The organism is Streptomyces gelaticus (assembly GCF_014649535.1).
In the GTDB taxonomy this organism is placed as follows: Bacteria; Actinomycetota; Actinomycetes; order Streptomycetales; family Streptomycetaceae; genus Streptomyces; species Streptomyces gelaticus.
In genome coordinates this window covers 393,983-413,480 of record NZ_BMTF01000002.1, presented here as the reverse complement: position 1 = coordinate 413,480, position 19,498 = coordinate 393,983, and the positions used below count along the sequence as shown (strand labels likewise).

Annotated in this window: 20 protein-coding genes, 1 pseudogene and 1 riboswitch; of the genes and pseudogenes, 10 read left to right on the top strand and 11 right to left on the bottom strand. The window is 73.2% G+C overall.

The window, feature by feature from the left end; translation table 11 throughout:
- Positions 1 to 21: 21 nt before the first annotated feature.
- The 5 genes from amaP to IE107_RS04575 are packed head-to-tail and all read right to left on the bottom strand — an operon-like array spanning position 22 to position 2,372.
- Positions 22 to 600, bottom strand: a complete 579-nt coding sequence (gene amaP, locus IE107_RS04595) for an alkaline shock response membrane anchor protein AmaP (RefSeq protein ID WP_373302393.1) — start codon at positions 598 to 600, stop codon at positions 22 to 24.
- 5 nt (positions 601 to 605) lie between these two features.
- On the bottom strand, positions 606 to 1,319 hold the full coding sequence (locus tag IE107_RS04590) for a DUF6286 domain-containing protein (RefSeq protein WP_189541273.1): 714 nt from the start codon (positions 1,317 to 1,319) through the stop codon (positions 606 to 608).
- Entirely contained in the window at positions 1,316 to 1,678 is a 363-nt protein-coding gene (locus tag IE107_RS04585) for an Asp23/Gls24 family envelope stress response protein (protein ID WP_189541271.1), read from the bottom strand. Before IE107_RS04585 ends, IE107_RS04590 begins: the two co-directional genes overlap by 4 nt.
- A complete protein-coding gene (locus IE107_RS04580) occupies positions 1,675 to 1,866 on the bottom strand; it encodes a hypothetical protein (protein ID WP_189541269.1) in 192 nt (63 codons plus the stop codon). The genes IE107_RS04585 and IE107_RS04580 overlap by 4 nt, the downstream gene beginning before the upstream one ends.
- 32 nt (positions 1,867 to 1,898) lie before the next feature.
- The gene (locus tag IE107_RS04575) at positions 1,899 to 2,372 is read right to left on the bottom strand and encodes an Asp23/Gls24 family envelope stress response protein (protein WP_189541267.1); all 474 of its coding nucleotides are present in this window, start codon (positions 2,370 to 2,372) and stop codon (positions 1,899 to 1,901) included.
- Positions 2,373 to 2,464: 92 nt separating this feature from the next.
- On the opposite strand from IE107_RS04575, the gene IE107_RS04570 reads away from it, so the two are divergent.
- Complete coding sequence (locus IE107_RS04570) at positions 2,465 to 3,160, top strand: hypothetical protein (protein WP_189541265.1); 696 nt, start codon at positions 2,465 to 2,467, stop codon at positions 3,158 to 3,160.
- A 44-nt stretch (positions 3,161 to 3,204) separates the two neighbouring features.
- Here IE107_RS04570 and IE107_RS04565 read toward each other — a convergent pair whose 3' ends face one another.
- The 3 genes from IE107_RS04565 to IE107_RS04555 form a co-directional block, all read right to left on the bottom strand.
- Positions 3,205 to 3,996, bottom strand: coding sequence for an enoyl-CoA hydratase/isomerase family protein (locus IE107_RS04565; RefSeq protein WP_189541263.1), 792 nt, complete (start codon positions 3,994 to 3,996; stop codon positions 3,205 to 3,207).
- Between the two features lie 150 nt (positions 3,997 to 4,146).
- Entirely contained in the window at positions 4,147 to 4,368 is a 222-nt protein-coding gene (locus IE107_RS04560) for a helix-turn-helix domain-containing protein (protein WP_018518904.1), read from the bottom strand.
- 339 nt (positions 4,369 to 4,707) lie between these two features.
- The gene (locus tag IE107_RS04555; RefSeq protein ID WP_189541261.1) at positions 4,708 to 6,306 is read right to left on the bottom strand and encodes an ABC-F family ATP-binding cassette domain-containing protein; all 1,599 of its coding nucleotides are present in this window, start codon (positions 6,304 to 6,306) and stop codon (positions 4,708 to 4,710) included.
- A gap of 122 nt (positions 6,307 to 6,428) precedes the next feature.
- Here IE107_RS04555 and IE107_RS04550 point away from each other — a divergent pair, with 122 nt between their 5' ends.
- Both IE107_RS04550 and IE107_RS04545 read left to right on the top strand, forming a co-directional pair.
- A complete protein-coding gene (locus IE107_RS04550; RefSeq protein ID WP_373302391.1) occupies positions 6,429 to 6,728 on the top strand; it encodes a neutral zinc metallopeptidase in 300 nt (99 codons plus the stop codon).
- Between the two features lie 140 nt (positions 6,729 to 6,868).
- Complete coding sequence (locus IE107_RS04545) at positions 6,869 to 7,282, top strand: VOC family protein (protein ID WP_189541259.1); 414 nt, start codon at positions 6,869 to 6,871, stop codon at positions 7,280 to 7,282.
- Positions 7,283 to 7,323: 41 nt separating this feature from the next.
- On the opposite strand, the gene IE107_RS04540 is transcribed toward IE107_RS04545, so the two are convergent.
- From IE107_RS04540 to IE107_RS04530, 3 genes and pseudogenes are all read right to left on the bottom strand, one after another.
- Complete coding sequence (locus IE107_RS04540; protein WP_189541401.1) at positions 7,324 to 8,634, bottom strand: hypothetical protein; 1,311 nt, start codon at positions 8,632 to 8,634, stop codon at positions 7,324 to 7,326.
- A gap of 184 nt (positions 8,635 to 8,818) precedes the next feature.
- The gene (locus IE107_RS04535; protein ID WP_189541258.1) at positions 8,819 to 9,946 is read right to left on the bottom strand and encodes an alpha/beta hydrolase; all 1,128 of its coding nucleotides are present in this window, start codon (positions 9,944 to 9,946) and stop codon (positions 8,819 to 8,821) included.
- Between the two features lie 66 nt (positions 9,947 to 10,012).
- Positions 10,013 to 10,672 (bottom strand): annotated as a pseudogene (locus IE107_RS04530) (class II aldolase/adducin family protein).
- 210 nt (positions 10,673 to 10,882) lie between these two features.
- Here IE107_RS04530 and IE107_RS04525 point away from each other — a divergent pair.
- From IE107_RS04525 to IE107_RS04495, 7 genes are all read left to right on the top strand, one after another.
- Positions 10,883 to 12,151 carry an inorganic phosphate transporter gene (locus IE107_RS04525; RefSeq protein WP_189541256.1) on the top strand — a complete coding sequence of 423 codons (1,269 nt, stop codon included), beginning with the start codon at positions 10,883 to 10,885 and terminating at the stop codon, positions 12,149 to 12,151.
- Positions 12,152 to 12,181: 30 nt separating this feature from the next.
- A complete protein-coding gene (locus IE107_RS04520; protein ID WP_189541254.1) occupies positions 12,182 to 12,412 on the top strand; it encodes a hypothetical protein in 231 nt (76 codons plus the stop codon).
- 152 nt (positions 12,413 to 12,564) lie between these two features.
- A riboswitch (cobalamin riboswitch) is annotated at positions 12,565 to 12,693 on the top strand.
- A 145-nt stretch (positions 12,694 to 12,838) separates the two neighbouring features.
- Complete coding sequence (locus IE107_RS04515) at positions 12,839 to 13,837, top strand: cobalamin biosynthesis protein (protein ID WP_189541252.1); 999 nt, start codon at positions 12,839 to 12,841, stop codon at positions 13,835 to 13,837.
- Positions 13,834 to 15,420: a cobyric acid synthase gene (locus tag IE107_RS04510; protein WP_189541250.1), complete on the top strand. Its 1,587-nt coding sequence runs from the start codon at positions 13,834 to 13,836 to the stop codon at positions 15,418 to 15,420. The genes IE107_RS04515 and IE107_RS04510 overlap by 4 nt, the downstream gene beginning before the upstream one ends.
- A 61-nt stretch (positions 15,421 to 15,481) precedes the next feature.
- On the top strand, positions 15,482 to 17,500 hold the full coding sequence (locus IE107_RS04505) for a putative cobaltochelatase (RefSeq protein WP_189541249.1): 2,019 nt from the start codon (positions 15,482 to 15,484) through the stop codon (positions 17,498 to 17,500).
- Complete coding sequence (gene cobO / locus IE107_RS04500; protein ID WP_189541247.1) at positions 17,500 to 18,099, top strand: cob(I)yrinic acid a,c-diamide adenosyltransferase; 600 nt, start codon at positions 17,500 to 17,502, stop codon at positions 18,097 to 18,099. The genes IE107_RS04505 and cobO overlap by 1 nt, the downstream gene beginning before the upstream one ends.
- A gap of 10 nt (positions 18,100 to 18,109) precedes the next feature.
- Complete coding sequence (locus tag IE107_RS04495; protein WP_189541245.1) at positions 18,110 to 19,489, top strand: cobyrinic acid a,c-diamide synthase CobB; 1,380 nt, start codon at positions 18,110 to 18,112, stop codon at positions 19,487 to 19,489.
- The last annotated feature ends 9 nt before the right edge of the window (positions 19,490 to 19,498 follow it).

Here is a 19,498-nt window from a genome sequence, read left to right as displayed (position 1 = left end):
TCGCCGGCCGGCGACCTGCTGTCAGCTCACCCGTTCCGCACGGTGCCTGACCGCTCTCAGCCGTACCTCGGCCGGCAGCTCGGCCAGCCCGGCCGAATCCCGCGCATGGGCCAGCGCCTCGTCGGTGAGGCTGCCGAGCGCCTCGTCCGGCGCCGCGTGCGGCTCCATCAGCAGGCGGATCCTGGCCTGCGGCGAGCTGCGCCGGCCGGTCAGCGCGACCTGGGCGCGGGCCACTCCGTCCAGCGTCTCCGCCTCACCGGCGAGCACCCCTTCCAGGGCCCGGCCCCGCAGGAGCGCCCCCTCGCCGTCACCGCTGTCCACCAGCACCTCGGCGAGGCGGGCGCGGCGCAGCTGGGCCAGCAGCCACCACAGGGCGAGGACGACCACGACGGCGAGGACGGCGATGACCGCCGGCCACCACCAGCCCTGGTCGCTCCAGCGGTCCCGGTCGGCCTCGCTGACGAGCACATCGCGCCTGCCGTACCAGGGCCACCAGGACGGCACGGCCAGGCCGAGACCGGCTGCGAGCACCGCGCCGCCGCCGCAGATCAGTACCAGCCCGGCCAGGCCGAGCAGTACCCGGTTGACGGTCCTGAGCAACGGGCTCACCTCTTCTTCGCGGGCCGGCGGACATGTACGGACAGGCTCGGCGGCCTGGCCAGCCCCAGTTCCCTGATGCCTGTCCCGAGCACGGTGTCCAGATCGGCCCGTACGTCGTCGAGCTCCCGGAAGTGCGAGACGGCGCGCACCACCGCCCTGCCCCGGCCCATCCGGACCCGCACCGACTGCACCCCGGACACTTCGACGGCCCGGTCGCGCAGGACCAGTGCGGCCGCGGACCGGTCGAGGGCGGCCCGTACGCCGGGACGGTCGCGGCGCATCGGCAGCAGACCGCGGAGGCCGGGGGTGACGGCGAGCACGAGCAGCCACAGTCCGATCGCCACGGCGAGCGCGGCGGCGGCGAGCAGCCAGGCGTTCTCCAGCGGGCGCCGGGCGAGCTCGTCGGCCAGCGACCGGCGCCATTGCATCGCGGGCCGGCCGGCCCGCACCGCCGCCACGTCGTAGAGCAGCAGTCCGCCGGCGCCGAGGACCACGAGGGCGAGGAGCGCAGCGGGGACACGGCGCGCGGACCAGAAGCGGCCCGCTCTGCCGCCGCCCTCCTGGTGGGACGGCACCGGATCGTGGGCGGCGGACGAGGCGGACCGGCCGAGTCCGAGCACCTCGCCCTTCTCGTCGGGCGGGTTTCCTCCGTCCGCTTCGACGGGGTCAGTGGCCGGCAGTCGCGGCGCGGGGTGCTCCGGCCCGTGACGCTCGCTCATCGGAGCCTCCCCTGTGCCGCGGCGCTCGCTCCCGTCGGATGCAGACGCTCCACCTGTACGGCCACCTCGGGCACTTCCATCCCCGCCAGAGCCCTCACCCGCTCGGCGACATGACGACGCACCCCGCCGCACTGGCGGCCGATGTCGCAGGGGTATCCGAGCTCCAGGCTCACCCGGACCCGGGCGGTGTCCCGGTGCACCGTGACCGTGGCGCGCGGCGCGGCACCCTCCGGCGGCGGCTCGTCGATCGCCTCCTTCGCCGCCTGTGCGGCGATCTTGGCGACCACCCGGTCGGCGATCCGGGTCTCCCCACGCTCACCTGCGGCGATCCGGCTGCTCGCCCCCGACAACGCCGTCACCGCCGTCGGTCGCCGCGCTCGCGACTCCGGAAGAAGTCGCCGAGTTCCAGGTCGCCCTCCAGGAGGCGGCCGGCTACGAAGCCGACCGCTCCCAGGGCGGCCACCAGCAGGAAGGCCCCGAATCCGCCGAAGTACCCGGCGAATCCGAGCGCCATGCCGGCCACCATGCCGACCACAGCCATGCTCATCGTGCGCTCCTCAACTCCCTCGCGCCGGAGGTCTAATGGAGACGTGGCTCGGACTGGCCCTCGTCCTCGGCCTCGTCGGGCAGCTTCACATCGCTCACCGCGATATTGACCTCGACGACCTCCAGGCCGGTCATCCGCTCGACCGCCGCGACGACGTTCTCCCGTACGTCGCGGGCGACATCGGCGATCGAGACGCCGTAGTCGACGACGATCTCCAGGTCGAGTGCGGTCTGGGACTCGCCGACCTCCGCCTTCACCCCACGGGTGACGGACCTGCCACCACCGGGTACCCGGTCGCGCACCGCCCCGAAGGTGCGCGAGAGGCCGCTGCCCATCGCATGGACGCCGACCACATCGCGCGCCGCCATTCCCGCGATCTTCTCGACCACTCCGTCGGCGATGGTCGTACGGCCACGGGTGGCGGGGGCTCCCCCGCCGCGCTTGATGAGCGTGCTCGATTCCTTTTCGGGGCTTTCGGGCCGGTTCCGCTGTGTGGTCTCGGTCATCGCCATTCTTCCCTTCAGGGCAGGTTGGACCTCTTTGCCCACATTAGGCGTGCTTGCCCCTTCTCGCGCCGTGGATGCGGCAGGCTGGGGAAATGACGACGGCTGACGGCCCGCGCGGGGCCGACGGATGGGCAGCGGCGGTACGGCTACGGCTCGGCCTCGGCCGGCTGCTTCCGCTGGGCGGTCCGGCGGACGGGGCCTGGATCTCGGAGCGGGCCGCGGTCGCGGTGCTGCGGGGCGCAGTGACAAGCCCCGGCGCCGCGCTCGGGAAGCTCAGGATCTCGGTGGCAGATCCGGACGGGGCACCGGGACCGGAGGTGGAGCCGCCGCCGAGCGCGCTGCCTCCGGGGCCGCTGCGGATCGAGGTGACGATGTCGGCCGTATCCGGCCGGCCGCTGCCCGTCGCGGCCGACGCGCTGCGCTCGGCGCTGCTGACGGCCGCCGGGGAGCGGCTCGGCCTGGTGGTCGACACGGTGGACGTCCGGGTGACGGCACTGCTGGACGCACCGCCCGAACGACCGGCTCCCGCCCCGATGGAGGTGCACGAGGCAGCTGCGGAAGGGGTGGCGGGGACCGCGGCGGCGGGTGTTCCGGGCGTGGTGACGCTGACCGGGGTGCTGGGCCGTGCGGTGCACGCGGACCCGGACCATGTGCGCATCGAGCTGGCGACGGACCCGGGCCACCGGGCGCTCGACGTGGCCCGTGCGGTGCGGAGTGCCGTGGCGGCCGCGGTGGAGGGGCACCCCTCGGTCGCGGTGCTGGTCACCGCGGTGGTGGAGCGGGACTGAGCGCGGGCCGGGCCGGACCCGCCCCGCGCTCGAAGGACGGATGCTCAGTCGGTGACGCCCGCCAGGTCGCGCAGTCGGCGGCCCTGCGCGGCGCGTTCGGCGACGCGCTGCTCCTCGTAACCGCGGGAGACGGCACCGCGCAGCAGCGCCTTGGTCTCCACGACGGCGTCGCGCGGGGCGGCCAGCAGCACGCCGGCCAGATCGCGCGCCGCGGCGTCCAGCTCACCGGCGGGGACGACGAGATTGGCCAGACCGGTACGCTCGGCCTCCTCGGCGTGCACGAAGCGGCCCGTGGCGCAGATTTCGAGCGCGCGGGCGTACCCCACCAGGTGCACCAGGGGGTGCGTGCCGGTGAGGTCGGGCACCAGACCGAGGCTGGTCTCGCGCATGGCGAACTGCACGTCCTCGGCGACGATCCGCAGATCACAGGCGAGGGCGAGCTGGAAACCGGCACCGATCGCATGTCCCTGGACGGCCGCGATCGACACGATGTCGTTGCGGCGCCACCAGGTGAACGCCTCCTGGTACTCGGCGATGGTCGCGTCGAGCTCGGCCTCCGAGCCGCGCGCCATGTCCAGGAAGGACGGCTCGCCGTCGAACCCCTCGGGGGTGAACGCCTGCCGGTCGAGGCCCGCGGAGAAGGACTTGCCCTCGCCGCGGAGCACGACGACCCGCACGCTTCCGGGCAGTGCCCGTCCGGCCTCCGTCAACGCCCGCCAGAGAGCGGGGGACTGGGCGTTGCGCTTGGCCGGGTTGGTGAGGGTCACCGTGGCGACCGCGTCGTCGACGGTGAGTCGTACGCCGTCCTTGTCGAGCAAAGAGTCGAGCGAGGTCATGGGGCGCCTCCGGATCGGTTCAGTCAACAAGCAGAGCTAAGTGACTGAACAGTAACCACCCGGTCGACATCGCTGCCGGCCGGGTGGCCACCGACGAAACCGGTGAGCCCCGGGACGGGCCGGACGGCCTGCCCCGACCGCCGTAGGCCGTCAGGCCGTGGCGGCCTTCTTGCCCCGTGTCGCTCCGCCGCGTCCCCGCAGCGTGACTCCGGACTCACTGAGCATCCGGTGGACGAATCCGTAGGAGCGGCCGGTCTCTTCGGCCAACGCCCGGATGCTCGCACCGGAGTCGTACTTCTTCTTCAGGTCTGCCGCGAGCTTGTCGCGCGCGGCGCCGGTAACCCGGCTGCCCTTCTTCAGAGTCTCGGCCACCCGTGCCTCCTCATGGGAAGTGCGCTCTGGACTCTCATGATCACCCCTCGGGGGCTTCCTGGCCACCCATTCGGCAAGGTCCGTGCAACCCGGTTCCCGGCCCGAGAGGGGGCCACACGATCGGAATCCCGCATTCCGTGGGGCCGTGGCGGCGGGTGCGCCAAGGCTCGGGAAGAACCGGCAGGTCAGGGCCACACGGGGGGCGCGGCCCCCATACGGGTGCGCCCGGCAGGTATCTGCCGGGCGCCGCGCCGGGGTACGAGACGTCCTCACGCAGATGATGGATCACGCGTAGGCCGAATGATCCAGACGGAGTGGATCAGACCGGCAGCGGGCGGGTCAGGCCAGTGCGACCAGGTCCTGGTAGTCCGCGCCCCACAGGTCCTCGACGCCGTCCGGCAGCAGGATGATGCGCTCCGGCTGGAGGGCCTCGACCGCTCCCTCGTCGTGCGTGACGAGGACGACGGCGCCCTTGTACGTGCGCAGCGCGCCGAGGATCTCCTCACGGCTGGCCGGGTCGAGGTTGTTCGTCGGCTCGTCCAGGAGCAGCACATTGGCGGAGGAGACCACCAGGGTCGCCAGCGCGAGACGGGTCTTCTCCCCACCCGAGAGGACGCCGGCCGGCTTGTCGACGTCGTCGCCGGAGAAGAGGAAGGAACCCAGCGTCTTGCGGACCTCGACGAGGTCGAGGTCGGGCGCCGCGGAGCGCATGTTCTCCAGGACGGAGCGGTCCGGGTCGAGGGTCTCGTGCTCCTGGGCGTAGTAGCCGAGCTTGAGGCCGTGGCCCTCGATCACTTCGCCGGTGTCGGGCTTCTCGGCACCGCCGAGGAGCCGCAGCAGCGTGGTCTTGCCCGCACCGTTGAGGCCGAGGATGACGACCCGGGAGCCCTTGTCGATGGCGAGGTCCACATCGGTGAAGATCTCCAGCGAGCCGTACGACTTGGACAGGCCCTCCGCCATCAGGGGGGTCCTGCCGCACGGTGCGGGCTCGGGGAAGCGGAGCTTGGCGACCTTGTCGGAGACCCGGACGGCCTCCAGGCCGGAGAGCAGCCGCTCGGCACGCTTGGCCATGTTCTGCGCGGCGACGGTCTTGGTGGCCTTCGCGCGCATCTTGTCGGCCTGCGAGTTGAGCGCCGCGGCCTTCTTCTCGGCGTTCTGCCGCTCGCGCTTGCGGCGCTTCTCGTCGGCCTCGCGCTGCTGCTGGTAGAGCTTCCAGCCCATGTTGTAGATGTCGATCTGCGCACGGTTGGCGTCGAGGTAGAAGACCTTGTTGACGACCGTCTCGACGAGCTCGACGTCGTGGGAGATCACGATGAAGCCGCCGCGGTAGGTCTTGAGGTAGTCGCGCAGCCAGACGATCGAGTCGGCGTCGAGGTGGTTGGTCGGCTCGTCGAGCAGCAGGATGTCGGCGTCCGAGAAGAGGATCCGGGCCAGTTCGACGCGGCGGCGCTGACCACCGGAGAGCGTGTGCAGCGGCTGGCCGAGCACCCGGTCGGGCAGGCTGAGCGCGGCGGCGATGGTGGCGGCCTCGGCCTCGGCGGCGTATCCGCCCTTGGTGAGGAACTCCGTCTCCAGGCGCTCGTACTTCTTCATCGCCTTCTCGCGGGTGGCGCCCTTGCCGGTCGCCATCCGCTCCTCGTTCTCCCGCATCTTGCGCAGGATCTCGTCGAGGCCGCGGGCGGAGAGGATGCGGTCGCGGGCCAGCACGTCGAGGTCGCCGGTGCGGGGGTCCTGCGGGAGGTAGCCCACCTCGCCGGAGCGGGTGATGGTGCCGCCGACGGGGTTGCCCTCGCCCGCGAGGCACTTGGTGAGCGTGGTCTTGCCCGCTCCGTTGCGGCCGACCAGGCCGATGCGGTCGCCCTTGGCGATACGGAAGGAGGCGGACTCGATGAGGATGCGGGCGCCGGCACGCAGCTCGATGCCGGAAGCGGTGATCACGGTAAAACTCCAGGGCGGTCGGACGGCTGACGGGACGAGGGCGGAGGTGTCTCGACGCCGCTAATGCACAAGGAGAATTGCCATACCGGCCATTCTACTGGCGGCGTGCAACTGCTTTCCGCGTGCGTCCACGGCGCCCGCCGGGCGGTCGCCCCGTGTCGCCGCCCTGTCCGGGTGACCGGCAGGCCTGTCCGGACCCGGGGTTCTTCGACGAACGGCGGACGAGGTCCGGCTCCAGCGGCGGGCCGTTCGCCCAGGCCTGTGCCGTCGCCCATGAGTACGGGCACCCCATGCAGGAACCGACGGGGACGCGCCGGTCCCCAGGACGGCCCGACCGGCACGAACAGCGAACGCGGTCCGGGTGGAGCTCCAGGCGGACTGCCGCGCCGGATCCGGGCGCACGGCGCCACGACCACCCCTGACGAATCGACCACGGCCGACCGCAAGACCTTCCGCCGAGCCCCGGCCCCGGGCTCGCGCCGGGCCGTTGTCAGCGGCCGATGGAAGACTGAGACACAGATCACAGAAACGGGTCACGGGAGTGCGAAAAGGGGTGAGCGCCATGGCAGGCGCACCGGCAGGCGTACCGACCATCTATCCCACGATTCTGTACGACGACGCGAAGGCCGCGATCAGGACATTGACGGAGGGCCTCGGCTTCACCGAGGAAGCGGTGTACGAGGGCGAGGGCGGCCAGGTGCTCCATGCCGAGCTGTCCTGCGGCAACGGCAGGGTGATGCTGGGTTCCAAGGGCCGCGACGGCGTCTTCGCCGAGGCGATGCGGGACGCCGGTCCCGCCGGGGTCTACGTCGTGGTCGACGAGGTCGACGCGCACCACGCCAGAGCCGTGGAGCACGGGGTGGAGATCCTGATGCCGCCCACCGACCAGGACTACGGCTCGCGCGACTACATGGCACGGGACGCCGAGGGCAATGTGTGGAGCTTCGGTACGTACGCGCCGGGGTCGGCGGACTGACGGCCGGACGGGCCCGGGGCGGGTCCGTCCGGCGCGGGCGGTCAGGCGCCGCCGGTGTGCACCTGGAACGCGGCCCGGCGCACCGCCTTGGCCAGCGCGGGGTCCGGGTGCGCGGCGGCCAGCGCCACCAGTACCTGCACGGTGCGCGGATGGCCGACGGCCCGTACCTCCTCCAGCAGGGCGGGCACCGTGCCCTGGACGGCCGAGTCGAGATGGCGGACCAGCAGCCCGGTCTCGCCGTGGTCGGCGACGGCCGCAGCGGTGTCGACCCAGAGCCAGGTGGACTCCTCCCGGCTGAGGACGTCCTGGGCGTCCTCGGGGTCGGTTCCGTCGTACTCGGCCAGCCAGAGCAGTGCGTAGGGGCGCAGCGAGGGGTCGGCGGCGACGGAGCGCACCTCGGGCTCGGCGGGGGCGCCGACGACCCGGAGCGCCTCGAAGGCGAGCCCCCGCAGGAGCGCGTCCTCGCCGCGGGCGACGGCGAGGAGTTCGGCGACGGCGCTGCCGACGGGACGGGCGGCCAGCCAGGCCCGGTATTCGTCGCGGGCGGGGCCGGGGGTGAGCCGGGCGCAGCCGAGCAGCATGTCGGCGGCGGACTGCTCGATGTTCCCGGCCGGGCTCTGGGCCGCGACGCAGATCTGTTCCAGCTTGACCCAGACCGCCCAGTTGCCGAGCGGGGTGAGGGTGGCGTGTCCGGCGCCGAGGGTGAGCGCGCCGACGGCGGCCAGCCCCTCCAGGGCCCAGTCCAGCAGCAGCGCCACCAGGGCGGCGGGGTGCGGGGCGGGTGCGGATTCGGCCGGTGCGGGCAGCGGCTGGGGGCCGTAGGGCACTTCGCAGCGTTCCTCGCGCAGTTCCGCGACGCGCTGGCCGAGCAGGTCCAGCAGAGCGGGCACGGTGACCGGACCCGCCGAGAGCTGGAGGAGGGAGAGGACCTGCGGCACGGCCTCGACGGCCTCGGCGACCGCGGTGGACTCGATGTCCTCGGGTGCCGGATGGACGAGCGACCAGGCGTCGAAGAGCGCCACCCAGCCGCGGAGCACGGCGGAGTCGTCGCGGTCCCAGGCACGCAGCCGCCAGCCGGGGCGCGCGGTGTCGCCGTGCAGTTCGACGAGGCCGGCGAGCCTGGCCCGGTCCCAGCCGGAGCGCACCTGGGCCGGGGACAATTCCAGGGCTGTCGCGGCCCGTTGGAGCGCCTGGGCGGCGAGTGGTGGTGCGCCGGGGATCGCGCCGTCGGCTGCCCAGCGGGCGATCCGTACGGCGTCGGCGAGGGCCGTCCTGGCCTGCCGGGCCAGCTCCGACCGGGGCGGAGTGCCCTCCGGAGGACGGGGGGCCGGCCTGGTGCGCCGGGTGGTCACGGCCTTGCGAGCGGTGGCAAGGGGTTGCGGGCGGACAAGTCGAAGCCTGGAGTCGCGCGGGTTACGGGACGTCACGGGAGCAGTCTTGCCCCTGACGGCCCGAAAGCCCAAACGGAACCCGAATTCCCGGTGCAGGGGCTGGTGGACGGGGCCAGGGACCAATCGGCCGAACCCTCGCATCGCCTCACATCAGGGGCGTCAGGAAGCGGCGCAAGGTCTCTTCGTAGTGGACCGGATCGGCATTCCACATCGCCGCATGCGGAGCCTGCGGTACGGCATGCAGGGCGATCAGGTCCGGCCGGCGGGCGGCGAGGTCGCGGGACGGCTGCCAGGGGGCGAGCCGGTCGTCGGGACCGTGGAAGATCAGGGTCGGGACGTGCAGCGCCGGTGCGAGAGAGCCGTCCAGCAGCCGGGCGCCGTGCAGTCCGGTCTGTCCCTGGGCGGCGCGGACGGCGAGCGGCAGCAGGACGGCCGGGACGCCTCGGGCGACGGCCAGGGCGCGCAGCGTGGTGACCCAGTCCAGCACCGGGGAGTCGAGCACGAGACCGCAGATCCGGTCGCGCAGCGCGGAGTTGACGGCCGCGTGCAGCGCCATCGAGGCGCCGGTGGACCAGCCGTGCAGGACGACCTTCTCGGCTCCGTACCGCACGGCGAAGCGGATCGCGGCGTCCAGGTCGCGCCACTCGGATTCGCCGAGATGGGCGAGGCCGTCGGGGGAACGCGGAGCTCCGGCGTCACCCCGGTAGGCCAGGTCGAGCACGGGCAGGCGCTGGTCGTACAGGAACCTCATGACGTTCATGGGGTGTTCCCTGGTGGTCCCGAGGCCGTGCACGGTGATGACCCAGGTGTCGCGGGGGCCGGGCAGGAACCAGGCGGGCAGGGTTCCGAGTTCGCCGGGGATCGCCACCTCCCGGTGGTGGAGGCCGAGCGCCGAGGACGGGTCGCCGCTGTGCAGTTGCGGGGTGACGCGGACCTTGGCTCCGGTCTCCAGGGTGCCGCGGTCGACGCGTTCCAGTCTGCGCACGACGGTGTCGGGGGCGTGGTGGGCGTGCTCGATCACCGGGCCGATCACGGCGTGGACGTTCTTGCCCACCAGTCCGTACGTACCGGGCCGCAGGGCGGTGAGGGAGCGGGTCAGGGTGACCTGCCCGGCCGCCGTGGCGTGCACGGTGAGTCTGCGGTCGGCCGGGAGCGGCCGTCCGGACGGCGCCTTGAGGGCGGCGTCACTGGCGAACCGTCCGGCCGCGACCGCTGCCGCACCGACGCCGAGGATCGTGGTGACGGCTGCTGCCGTGACTGTTGCCGGGCGCACGGCTTCAGTGTCACGGGGGGTGCCGGACCCTGCCAGTGGACGGGGCCGTCCGGTGGGCCGGCCGGGTCAGCCCGGCTGTCCGTATCCCTTGAGCGCCTCCTGCACGTCGCTCAGCTGCTCCGGCGAGAGCAGGTTCGGGGTGAGCCCGGGGACGGAGCTCGCGGTGAGCCAGAGCCGGCAGAGCCACTCCAGCTGGGCGGTCCGGTCGTACGCCTGGTCCAGGGTGGCTCCGTAGGTGACGGTGCCGTGGTTCTGGAGGAGGCACCCCGTACGGTCGCGCAGGGCGGCGAGCATGTTCTCGGCCAGTTCCGCGGTGCCGTAGCGGGCGTAGGCCGCGACGCGGACGGGGCCGCCCAGCACGGCGGCGGCGTAGTGGACCGACGGGACCTCGGGCACCAGCGTGGAGACGGCCGTGGCGTGCACCGCGTGGGTGTGCACGACGGCGGCCGCGTCGGTGTTCCGGTAGACGGCGAGGTGGAGCGGCAGTTCGCTGGTGGGGGCCAATTCGCCGAGTACGCGGTTGCCCTCCGGATCGACGCCGACGGCGTCCTGGGGGCCCAGCCGGTCTTACAGCACTCCGCTCGGCGTGACCAGGATGGTGTCGCCGACCCGTGCCGACACGTTTCCCGAGGTCCCGACGACGAGGCCGTCGGCCGCCGTCCTGCGGGCGGTGGCGACGACACCGTCCCAGGCGCGTTCGATCGCGTTCCGCTGCTGATCGCTCATGCGCCGATCCTGTCAGCCCCGCAGACGAACGGGTATGCGATCGGCCACAGCAGTGCACCGCCGGAAAACCGGACCGCGCCTCGCCCGGCGCACAAGCGGAATGCCTTCGCTCCGGTTGGGAACACCCCAGCGCCCTGTCCAGTTCACCTTCTGTTCACCCAGGTTGCCTACGGTCCACATGCCAATGACGCCGAACGATTGCCTGGGTAAATGGAACACATCACGCTGCTCCTCGCGATTGTGATCGTGACAGCTCTAGTGTTCGATTTCACGAACGGTTTCCACGACACCGCGAACGCGATGGCGACGACCATCTCGACCGGTGCACTCAGACCGAAAACAGCGGTGGCCATGTCCGCCGTGCTCAATCTCGTCGGCGCGTTCCTGTCGGTGGAGGTCGCCAAGACGATCTCCGGCGGGATCATCAACGAGGACGGGCTGCGAACAGAGGTCATCTTCGCGGCACTCGTCGGCGCCATTCTGTGGAATCTGCTGACCTGGCTGGTCGGACTGCCGTCCAGCTCCTCGCACGCCCTGTTCGGCGGTCTGATCGGTGCCGCCGTGATGTCGGCGGGCTGGTCGTCCGTCAACGGCGGCACCGTCGTCACCAAGGTGCTGCTCCCCGCGGTCGCCGCCCCGGTCGTCGCCGGTCTGGCCGCGCTGCTGGCCACCAGGCTGACGTACCGGATCGGCGGGAAGGTCCGCGACGAAGCCCAGGAGAAGGCCACCGCCAAGGGCTACCGGGCCGGCCAGATCGCCTCGGCCGGACTGGTCTCCCTCGCCCACGGCACCAACGACGCGCAGAAGACCATGGGCATCATCACCCTGGCCCTGGTCACCGGCGGAGTCCTGCACCCGGGTGCCAACCCGCCGCTCTGGGTCATCGTCAGCGCCGGTACGGCCATCGCGCTCGGCACCTACCTGGGCGGCTGGCGCATCATCCGCACCATGGGCAGCGGCCTCACCGACCTCAAGCCGCCGCAGGGCTTCGCCGCCCAGACCAGTGCGGCCACCGTGATCCTGGCCTCCTCGCACCTCGGCTTCTCCCTCTCCACCACCCAGTCCTGCTCCGGCGCCGTGATGGGCGCGGGCCTCGGCCGCCAGGGCGGTGTGGTCCGCTGGTCCACCGCCACCCGGATGTTCGTCGCCTGGGGTCTGACCCTGCCGGCCGCCGGTCTGGTCGGTGCGGGCGCGGAGCTCCTCACCAAGCAGGGCACCTGGGGCGTCGTGGTCGTCGCGGCGCTGCTGGTCGTGGGCTCCGGTGCGATCTGGCTGGTGTCGCGCCGCAAGCCGGTCGGCCACGGCGATGTCGCGCCGACGGACGTCGACGCCGAGCCCGCGGGCGTCGTCACCACGGCCATCGCCGCCGTCAGCCCGCCGCCCACCACCGCGGCCCAGGCAACGGCCCAGAACCTCACGACCACCATTCCGGCCCCGGCCGGAACCACCCAGGACCCGGCGCGACCCGCCACCGTCTGACCCGGCCGGCAGGCCGTCTAAGGATTCAGCATGAACATCGACTGGGCAGCCCTCGGCTCCGTATTCGGCGTCTCCCTCGTTGTCACCGTCGCGCTGGTGGGCCTCTTCACCCTGGGCATCGTCGGCCTCTCCAAGCAGCCGGAACCGGCGGCGCAGGGCGGCTCCGGCGGCTCGGTGCTGCTGGCCCGCGCCGGTGCGTACGTCTGCTTCGCGCTGTGCGCGGCGGCTGTCGCGTACGGCATCTTTCTGATCGTCGCCTGAACCGCACCGCGCACGCTCCCCCGTCGGGCCGGACACCCCGTGTGTCCGGCCCGATGTGGGTATCAGCACACTGCACCGCCGCAGGTCAACAGCAGGTTGACGGGCGTTCGCAGAGCGTGGTGGACTGCCGGAGCCAATTACGGCGACAGCAGAGGAAGCCGGTGCGAATCCGGCGCGGTCCCGCCACTGTCACCGGGGAGCGGTCCCCCACACCGGAAGTCACGGCACGCGCGAGCGGGCTGGAAGGCCGGGGGAACCGCGGATCCGGGAGCCAGGAGACTCTCGTCGCCGGTCACGTCGAACCAGGGCGCGGACCCTGAGTGAGGACATATCGCCATGCCCGCCTGCCGTGCGTCCGCTGTTCCGGCGCTCTCGACGAGAGCCTCCTGTACGAAGGTCCACCGAGGCGCGACGGCCGGCTGAACCGTGCGAGCCGACCGCATCTTCGCGTACGGCGCCACGGCCGGTCTGATCGGCGATCTGCTGCTCGGTGATCCCCGCCGGGGACACCCGGTGGCCGCCTTCGGGCGGGCCGCGGCGGGCGTCGAGCGCCGGCTGTGGCGCGACCACCGCGGGTGGGGCGCGCTGCACACCCTCGTCTGCGCCGGAGGCGCCGCGGGTGGTGCCGCGCTGCTCACCCGTGCCGTACGCCGTAGCCCCGCCGCCTCCGTGGCGCTGACCGCGGCCGTCACCTGGTCCGTCGTCGGCGGCACCTCCCTGGGCCGTGAGGCACGGGCCATCGGCTCCGCCCTGACGGCCGGTGACATCGACCTGGCCCGCGAGCGGCTGCCGCATCTGTGCGGGCGCGACCCGCAGTCCCTGGACGGCCCCCAGATCGCCCGCGCCGTGGTCGAGTCCGTGGCGGAGAACACCTCGGACGCCGTGGTCGGCGCCCTGGTGTGGGGCGCGCTGGCCGGGGTTCCCGGGCTGGCCGGCTTCCGGGCCGTCAACACCCTCGACGCCATGGTCGGCCACACATCGGCCCGCCACCGGCGCTACGGCTGGGCCTCGGCCCGCCTCGACGACCTCGCGGGCTGGCCCGGCGCCCGGCTCACGGCTCTGCTCGCCGTGGCCGCAGGGGGGCGGCCGCGTGGAGCGGTCCGCGCCTGGCGGGCCGATGCCGACAAGCACCCGAGCCCCAACGCGGGCCCGGTGGAGGCCTCGTTCGCGGGTGCGCTCGGCGTACGGCTCGGCGGCACCCTCGCGTACGGCGGCCGGGTCGAGCACCGCCCCGTGCTCAACGGGGAGACGGGCCGGGCAGTGGAGACCGCGGACATCGAGCGCGCGGTGCGGCTGTCGCGGCGGGTGGGCGCGCTGGCCCTCGGCGTGTGCGTGGCGGGGCGGCTCGGCGCGGCCCTCGCCGCACGACGGATCACGGGGCGCCGCACGGCAGGGCCTCGCATCGCAGGACGGAGAAGCACATGAGCGGCGGGCTGCTGGTCGCCGGAACCACTTCCGACGCGGGCAAGAGCGTTGTCACGGCAGGCATCTGCCGCTGGCTCGTACGCCGGGGCGTGAAGGTGGCGCCCTTCAAGGCGCAGAACATGTCGCTGAACTCCTTCGTCACCCGCGAGGGCGCCGAGATCGGGCGCGCCCAGGCCATGCAGGCCCAGGCCGCCCGCGTGGAGCCGACCGCACTGATGAACCCGGTCCTGCTCAAGCCCGGCAGCGACCGCTCCAGCCAGGTCGTCCTGATGGGGAAGCCGGTCGGCGAGATGAGCGCCCGCGGCTACCACGGCGGCTGGCAGCAGGCGCTGCTCTCCACGGTCGTGGACTGCCTGGAGCAGCTCCGGGGCACGTACGACGCGGTGATCTGCGAGGGTGCGGGCAGTCCGGCCGAGATCAATCTGCGGCGCACGGACATCGTGAACATGGGCATCGCACGGGCGGCCCGCTTCCCGGTGGTGGTGGTCGGCGACATCGACCGCGGTGGTGTCTTCGCCTCGTTCTTCGGTACCACGGCACTGCTCGCAGCGGAGGACCAGTCACTGATCGCCGGCTATCTCGTCAACAAGTTCCGCGGCGACGTGTCGCTGCTGGAGCCGGGCCTGGAGATGCTGCGTGACCTCACCGGGCGGCCGACGTACGGGGTGCTGCCCTTCGCCCACGGCCTCGGCATCGACGAGGAGGACGGCCTGCGGGTGTCGTTGCGCGGAGCCGTGCGCGAATCGGTCGTCGCGCCGCCGCACGGCGAGGACGTGCTGCGCGTCGCGGTGTGCGCGGTGCCCCTGATGTCGAACTTCACCGATGTGGACGCGCTGGCCGCCGAGCCGGGCGTCGTGGTCAGGTTCGTGGACCGCGCCGAGGAGCTCTCCGACGCGGACCTCGTGGTCGTGCCGGGCACCCGCGGCACCGTGAAGGCGCTGGCCTGGCTGCGCGAGCGCGGCCTCGCCGAAGCACTGGTGCGGCGCGCGGCCGAGGGCCGTCCGGTCCTCGGCATCTGCGGCGGCTACCAGATCCTCGGCGAGCGCATCGAGGACGAGGTCGAGTCGCGGGCCGGGCGGGTCGAGGGCCTCGGCCTCCTCCCCGTACGCATCCGCTTCGACCGCGAGAAGACCCTGGCCCGGCCCGTCGGCGAGGCGCTCGGCGCGCCGGTCGAGGGGTACGAGATCCACCACGGAGTGGCGGACGTACACGGCGGCGAGGGGTTCATCTCCGACGGCCGAGGACACAGCCTGGACGGTTGCCGGGCCGGCGCCGTGTGGGGCACCCACTGGCACGGTTCGCTGGAGAGCGACGAGTTCCGCCGCCGCTTCCTGGCCGAGGTCGCGCGGGCCGCCGGCCGCCGCTTCGTCCCCGCTCCCGACACGGCGTTCGCCGCGCTGCGCGAGGAACAGCTCGACCGCCTCGGTGATCTCATCGAGGAGCACGCGGACACCGACGCGTTGCTGCGGCTCCTGGAGTCGGGCGCGCCGTCGGGCCTTCCCTTCATCGCCCCCGGAGCCCCCGGAGCCCCCGCAGTCTCCGCAGTCCCCTCGGCTCCCGCAGCCCCGGGAGGCCGCCGATGACCCCGGGCACCGGCCGGGTCCGCGTTTCCCATGCCCATTCACCCGCAGGAAGGATCGCCTCGTGAGCACGCATTTCCCGTTCACCGCCGTCGTCGGGCAGCAGGATCTGCAACTCGCCCTGCTGCTCAACTCCGTCGCACCGAACATCGGTGGCGTGCTCGTACGGGGTGAGAAGGGCACGGCGAAGAGCACCGCCGTGCGCGCGCTCTCGGCACTGCTGCCGGAGGTGGACGTCGTCGCCGGGTGCCGTTTCTCCTGCGACCCCGTATCGCCCGACCCGGCGTGTCCGGACGGTCCCCACGAGGCGGGGGCCGGTGTGCCGCGGGACGCCCGGATGGTCGAGCTGCCCGTCGGCGCGTCCGAGGACCGGCTCGTCGGGGCGCTCGACATCGAGCGGGCACTCGCGGAGGGCGTGAAGGCCTTCGAGCCGGGCCTGCTGGCCGACGCGCATCGCGGGATCCTCTACGTCGACGAGGTCAACCTGCTCCACGACCACCTCGTGGACCTGTTGCTGGACGCCGCCGCCATGGGGGCCTCGTACGTCGAGCGCGAAGGCGTCTCCGTACGGCACGCGGCACGTTTCCTGCTCGTCGGGACGATGAACCCCGAAGAGGGCGAGCTGCGGCCGCAGTTGCTCGACCGTTTCGGGCTGACCGTCGAGGTCGCCGCGTCCCGGGAGACCGATCAGCGGGTCGAGGTCGTGCGGCGGCGCCTCGCGTACGACGACGACCCCGCGGCCTTCGCCGCCGGATGGGCCGACGAGGAGGACGCGCTGCGGGCGAGGATCGTCGCCGCGCGGGCGCTGCTGCCCGGAGTACGGCTCGGGGACGCGGCGTTGCGGCAGATCGCGGCCACCTGCGCGGCCTTCGAGGTCGACGGGATGCGCGCGGACATCGTGATGGCGCGGACGGCCACCGCGCTGGCCGCCTGGGCGGGGCGTACGGATGTGCTCGCCGAGGACGTACGGCAGGCGGCCCTGCTCGCACTCCCCCACCGGCGCCGGCGCAATCCGTTCGACGCGCCGGGCCTCGACGAGGACAAGCTCGACGACACGCTGGAGCAGAACAGCGGCGAGGACGAGGACCCGGACCCGGACGGCCCCGGTGGCGGCGGCCGGCCCCCGCGGGGCGACGGCCCCGACACGCCGCCGCGGCCCGAGGGCGAGGCCGGCGACACGCCCGCGCCCTCCGTCCCCGGGCAGGGGCAGGAACAGGGGCAGGGGCAGTCCTCCCGGGGCGGTGAGCAGCAGCCGGTACGCGCTGCCGAGCCGTTCCGCACGAAGATGCTGAGCGTTCCCGGTCTGGGCGAGGGCGCGGCGGGGCGGCGGTCCCGGGCGCGCACCGAACACGGGCGCACGACCGGCGCGCGGCGTCCGCAGGGCGCCCTGACCAAGCTGCATCTGGCGGCGACCGTGCAGGCCGCCGCCCCGCACCAGCGGGCGCGCGGGCGGTCCGGGCGCGGGCTGGTGGTCCGGCGGGACGATCTGCGCCAGGCGACCCGGGAGGGGCGCGAGGGGAACCTCGTGCTCTTCGTGGTGGACGCCTCCGGGTCGATGGCCGCCCGGCAGCGGATGTCCGCCGTGAAGGGTGCGGTCCTCTCGCTGCTGCTGGACGCGTACCAGCGGCGGGACAAGGTCGGGCTGATCACCTTCCGCGGCAAGGACGCCGAGGTGGCGCTGCCGCCGACGTCCTCCGTGGACGCCGCGGCGGCACGGCTGGAGCTGCTGCCGACCGGTGGGCGCACCCCCGTCGCGGCCGGGCTGCTGAAGGCCCATGAGGTGCTGCGGGTGGAGCGGTTGCGTGATCCGTCGCGGCGGCCGCTGCTGGTCGTGGTGACCGACGGACGGGCGACCGGGGGGCCCGAGCCGGTGGCACTGGCGGCCCGGGCGGCGCGGCTGCACGAGGCGGAGGGCGTCGCGTCCGTCGTCGTGGACTGCGAGTCGGGGCCGGTACGGCTCGGCCTCGCGGGAAGCCTGGCGCACGCTCTCGGGGGCAGTGCCGTCACGCTCGACGCGTTGCGGGCCGACTCGATCGCCGGACTCGTCAAGGACGTTCAGGAAACCAACAGGAGGGCTGCGTAATGCCGCAGGGACAGCCGACCACCGTGCCCGACGACGGGCTCACCACCCGTCAGCGCCGCAACAGGCCGCTGCTGATGGTGCACACCGGCATCGGCAAGGGGAAGTCGACGGCGGCCTTCGGGCTCGCGCTGCGCGCCTGGAATCAGGGATGGCCCATCGGCGTCTTCCAGTTCGTCAAGTCGGCGAAGTGGAAGGTCGGTGAGGAGAACGCGCTGAAGGTCCTCGGCGCGAGCGGCGAGGGCGGCTCCGTCGTCTGGAACAAGATGGGCGAGGGCTGGTCGTGGGTCCAGCGCGACGGCCAGATGGACAACGAGGAGGCGGCGCGCGAGGGCTGGGAGCAGGTCAAGCGCGACCTGGCCGCCGAGACGTACCGGCTGTACGTCCTCGACGAGTTCGCGTACCCGATGCACTGGGGGTGGGTCGACACCGACGAGGTGGTCGACGTGCTGCGCAACCGCCCCGGCACTCAGCACGTGGTCGTCACCGGGCGCAACGCACCGCAGAAACTGCTGGACGCCGCCGACCTGGTGACCGAGATGTCGAAGGTCAAGCACCCGATGGACGCCGGTCAGAAGGGTCAGCGGGGCATCGAATGGTGAGGCACCGGCAGTGAACGTTCCTCGTCTGGTGATCGCCGCGCCCTCGTCGGGCAGCGGCAAGACCACCGTCGCCACGGGGCTGATGGCGGCCTTCGCGGGGCGCGGCCTGGCCGTGTCCCCGCACAAGGTCGGGCCCGACTACATCGACCCCGGCTACCACACGCTGGCCACGGGCCGGCCGGGGCGCAACCTCGACGCGTACATGTGCGGCCCCGATCCGGTCGCCCCGCTGTTCGCGCACGGGGCGCGGGGCTGCGACCTGGCGGTGGTCGAGGGCGTGATGGGGCTGTACGACGGGGCGGCGGGCCAGGGCGAACTGGCGTCGACCGCCCAGGTCGCGAAGTTGCTGCGGGCACCCGTGGTGCTGGTGGTCGACGCGTCGTCGCAGTCGCGTTCCGTGGCCGCGCTGGTGCACGGCTTCGCCTCGTGGGATCCGCAGGTGCGGATCGGCGGGGTGATTCTGAACAAGGTCGCCTCCGAGCGGCACGAGGCGCTGCTGCGGGACGCGCTGGACGAGTCCGGTCTGCCGGTGCTGGGGGTGCTGCGGCGGGCCGAGCAGGTGGCGGTGCCCTCGCGGCACCTGGGGCTGGTGCCGGTGGCCGAGCGGCGCGGTGACGCGGTGGGCGCGGTCGAGGCGATGCGGGCGCAGGTGGTGGCGGGGTGCGATCTGGACGCGCTGATGGCGCTGGCCCGGTCCGCGCCCGCGTTGCCGGGTGGGGCGTGGGACGCGACGGAGGCGATCGGTGGCTGCGGCGGGCCCGTGCCGCCGTCCTCCCCCGCCGGTGGCCGGGGCCCCGTCGTGGCGGTGGCTTCCGGCGCCGCGTTCACCTTCTCCTACGCCGAGCACACCGAGCTGCTCACCGCGGCCGGGGCCGAGGTCGTGCCGTTCGATCCGTTGCGGGACGAGGCGTTGCCCGAGGGCACGCGGGGGCTGGTCATCGGCGGGGGCTTCCCGGAGGTGTACGCCTGCGAGCTGTCGGCCAACGCGGCGCTGCGCAGGGCCGTCGTGGAGCTGGCGGAGTCGGGGGCCCCGGTCTCCGCCGAGTGTGCGGGGCTGCTGTATCTGGCGCGTTCGCTCGACGGGCTGCCGATGTGCGGGGTCCTCGACGCCGAGGCCCGGATGTCGAAGCGGCTGACGCTCGGGTACCGGCAGGCCGTGGCGGTCTCCGACAGTGTGCTGGCGGCGCCCGGCACCCGGGTGCGCGGGCACGAGTTCCACCGCACGGTGCTGGAGCCGGGTGCCGGGTCCGCGCCGGCGTGGGGCATGCACCAGCCGGAGCGCCGGGTCGAGGGGTTCGTGCAGGGCGGCGTGCATGCCAGCTATCTGCACACGCACTGGGCCGCGGAGCCCCGGATGGCCCGCCGGTTCGTCGAGCGGTGCGGGGGATGAGCCGCGTGC

Excerpts from the sequence above, each read along its gene's own strand:
- IE107_RS04520 (WP_189541254.1), top strand. The coding sequence starts at position 12,182 with ATGAACATCGACTGGGCAGCCCTCGGCTCCGTATTCGGCGTCTCCCTC.
- IE107_RS04575 (WP_189541267.1), bottom strand. The coding sequence starts at position 2,372 with ATGACCGAGACCACACAGCGGAACCGGCCCGAAAGCCCCGAAAAGGAA.
- IE107_RS04570 (WP_189541265.1), top strand. The coding sequence starts at position 2,465 with ATGACGACGGCTGACGGCCCGCGCGGGGCCGACGGATGGGCAGCGGCG.
- IE107_RS04590 (WP_189541273.1), bottom strand. The coding sequence starts at position 1,319 with ATGAGCGAGCGTCACGGGCCGGAGCACCCCGCGCCGCGACTGCCGGCC.
- IE107_RS04525 (WP_189541256.1), top strand. The coding sequence starts at position 10,883 with ATGGAACACATCACGCTGCTCCTCGCGATTGTGATCGTGACAGCTCTA.
- IE107_RS04565 (WP_189541263.1), bottom strand. The coding sequence starts at position 3,996 with ATGACCTCGCTCGACTCTTTGCTCGACAAGGACGGCGTACGACTCACC.
- cobO (WP_189541247.1), top strand. The coding sequence starts at position 17,500 with ATGCCGCAGGGACAGCCGACCACCGTGCCCGACGACGGGCTCACCACC.
- IE107_RS04510 (WP_189541250.1), top strand. The coding sequence starts at position 13,834 with ATGAGCGGCGGGCTGCTGGTCGCCGGAACCACTTCCGACGCGGGCAAG.
- IE107_RS04580 (WP_189541269.1), bottom strand. The coding sequence starts at position 1,866 with ATGAGCATGGCTGTGGTCGGCATGGTGGCCGGCATGGCGCTCGGATTC.
- IE107_RS04545 (WP_189541259.1), top strand. The coding sequence starts at position 6,869 with ATGGCAGGCGCACCGGCAGGCGTACCGACCATCTATCCCACGATTCTG.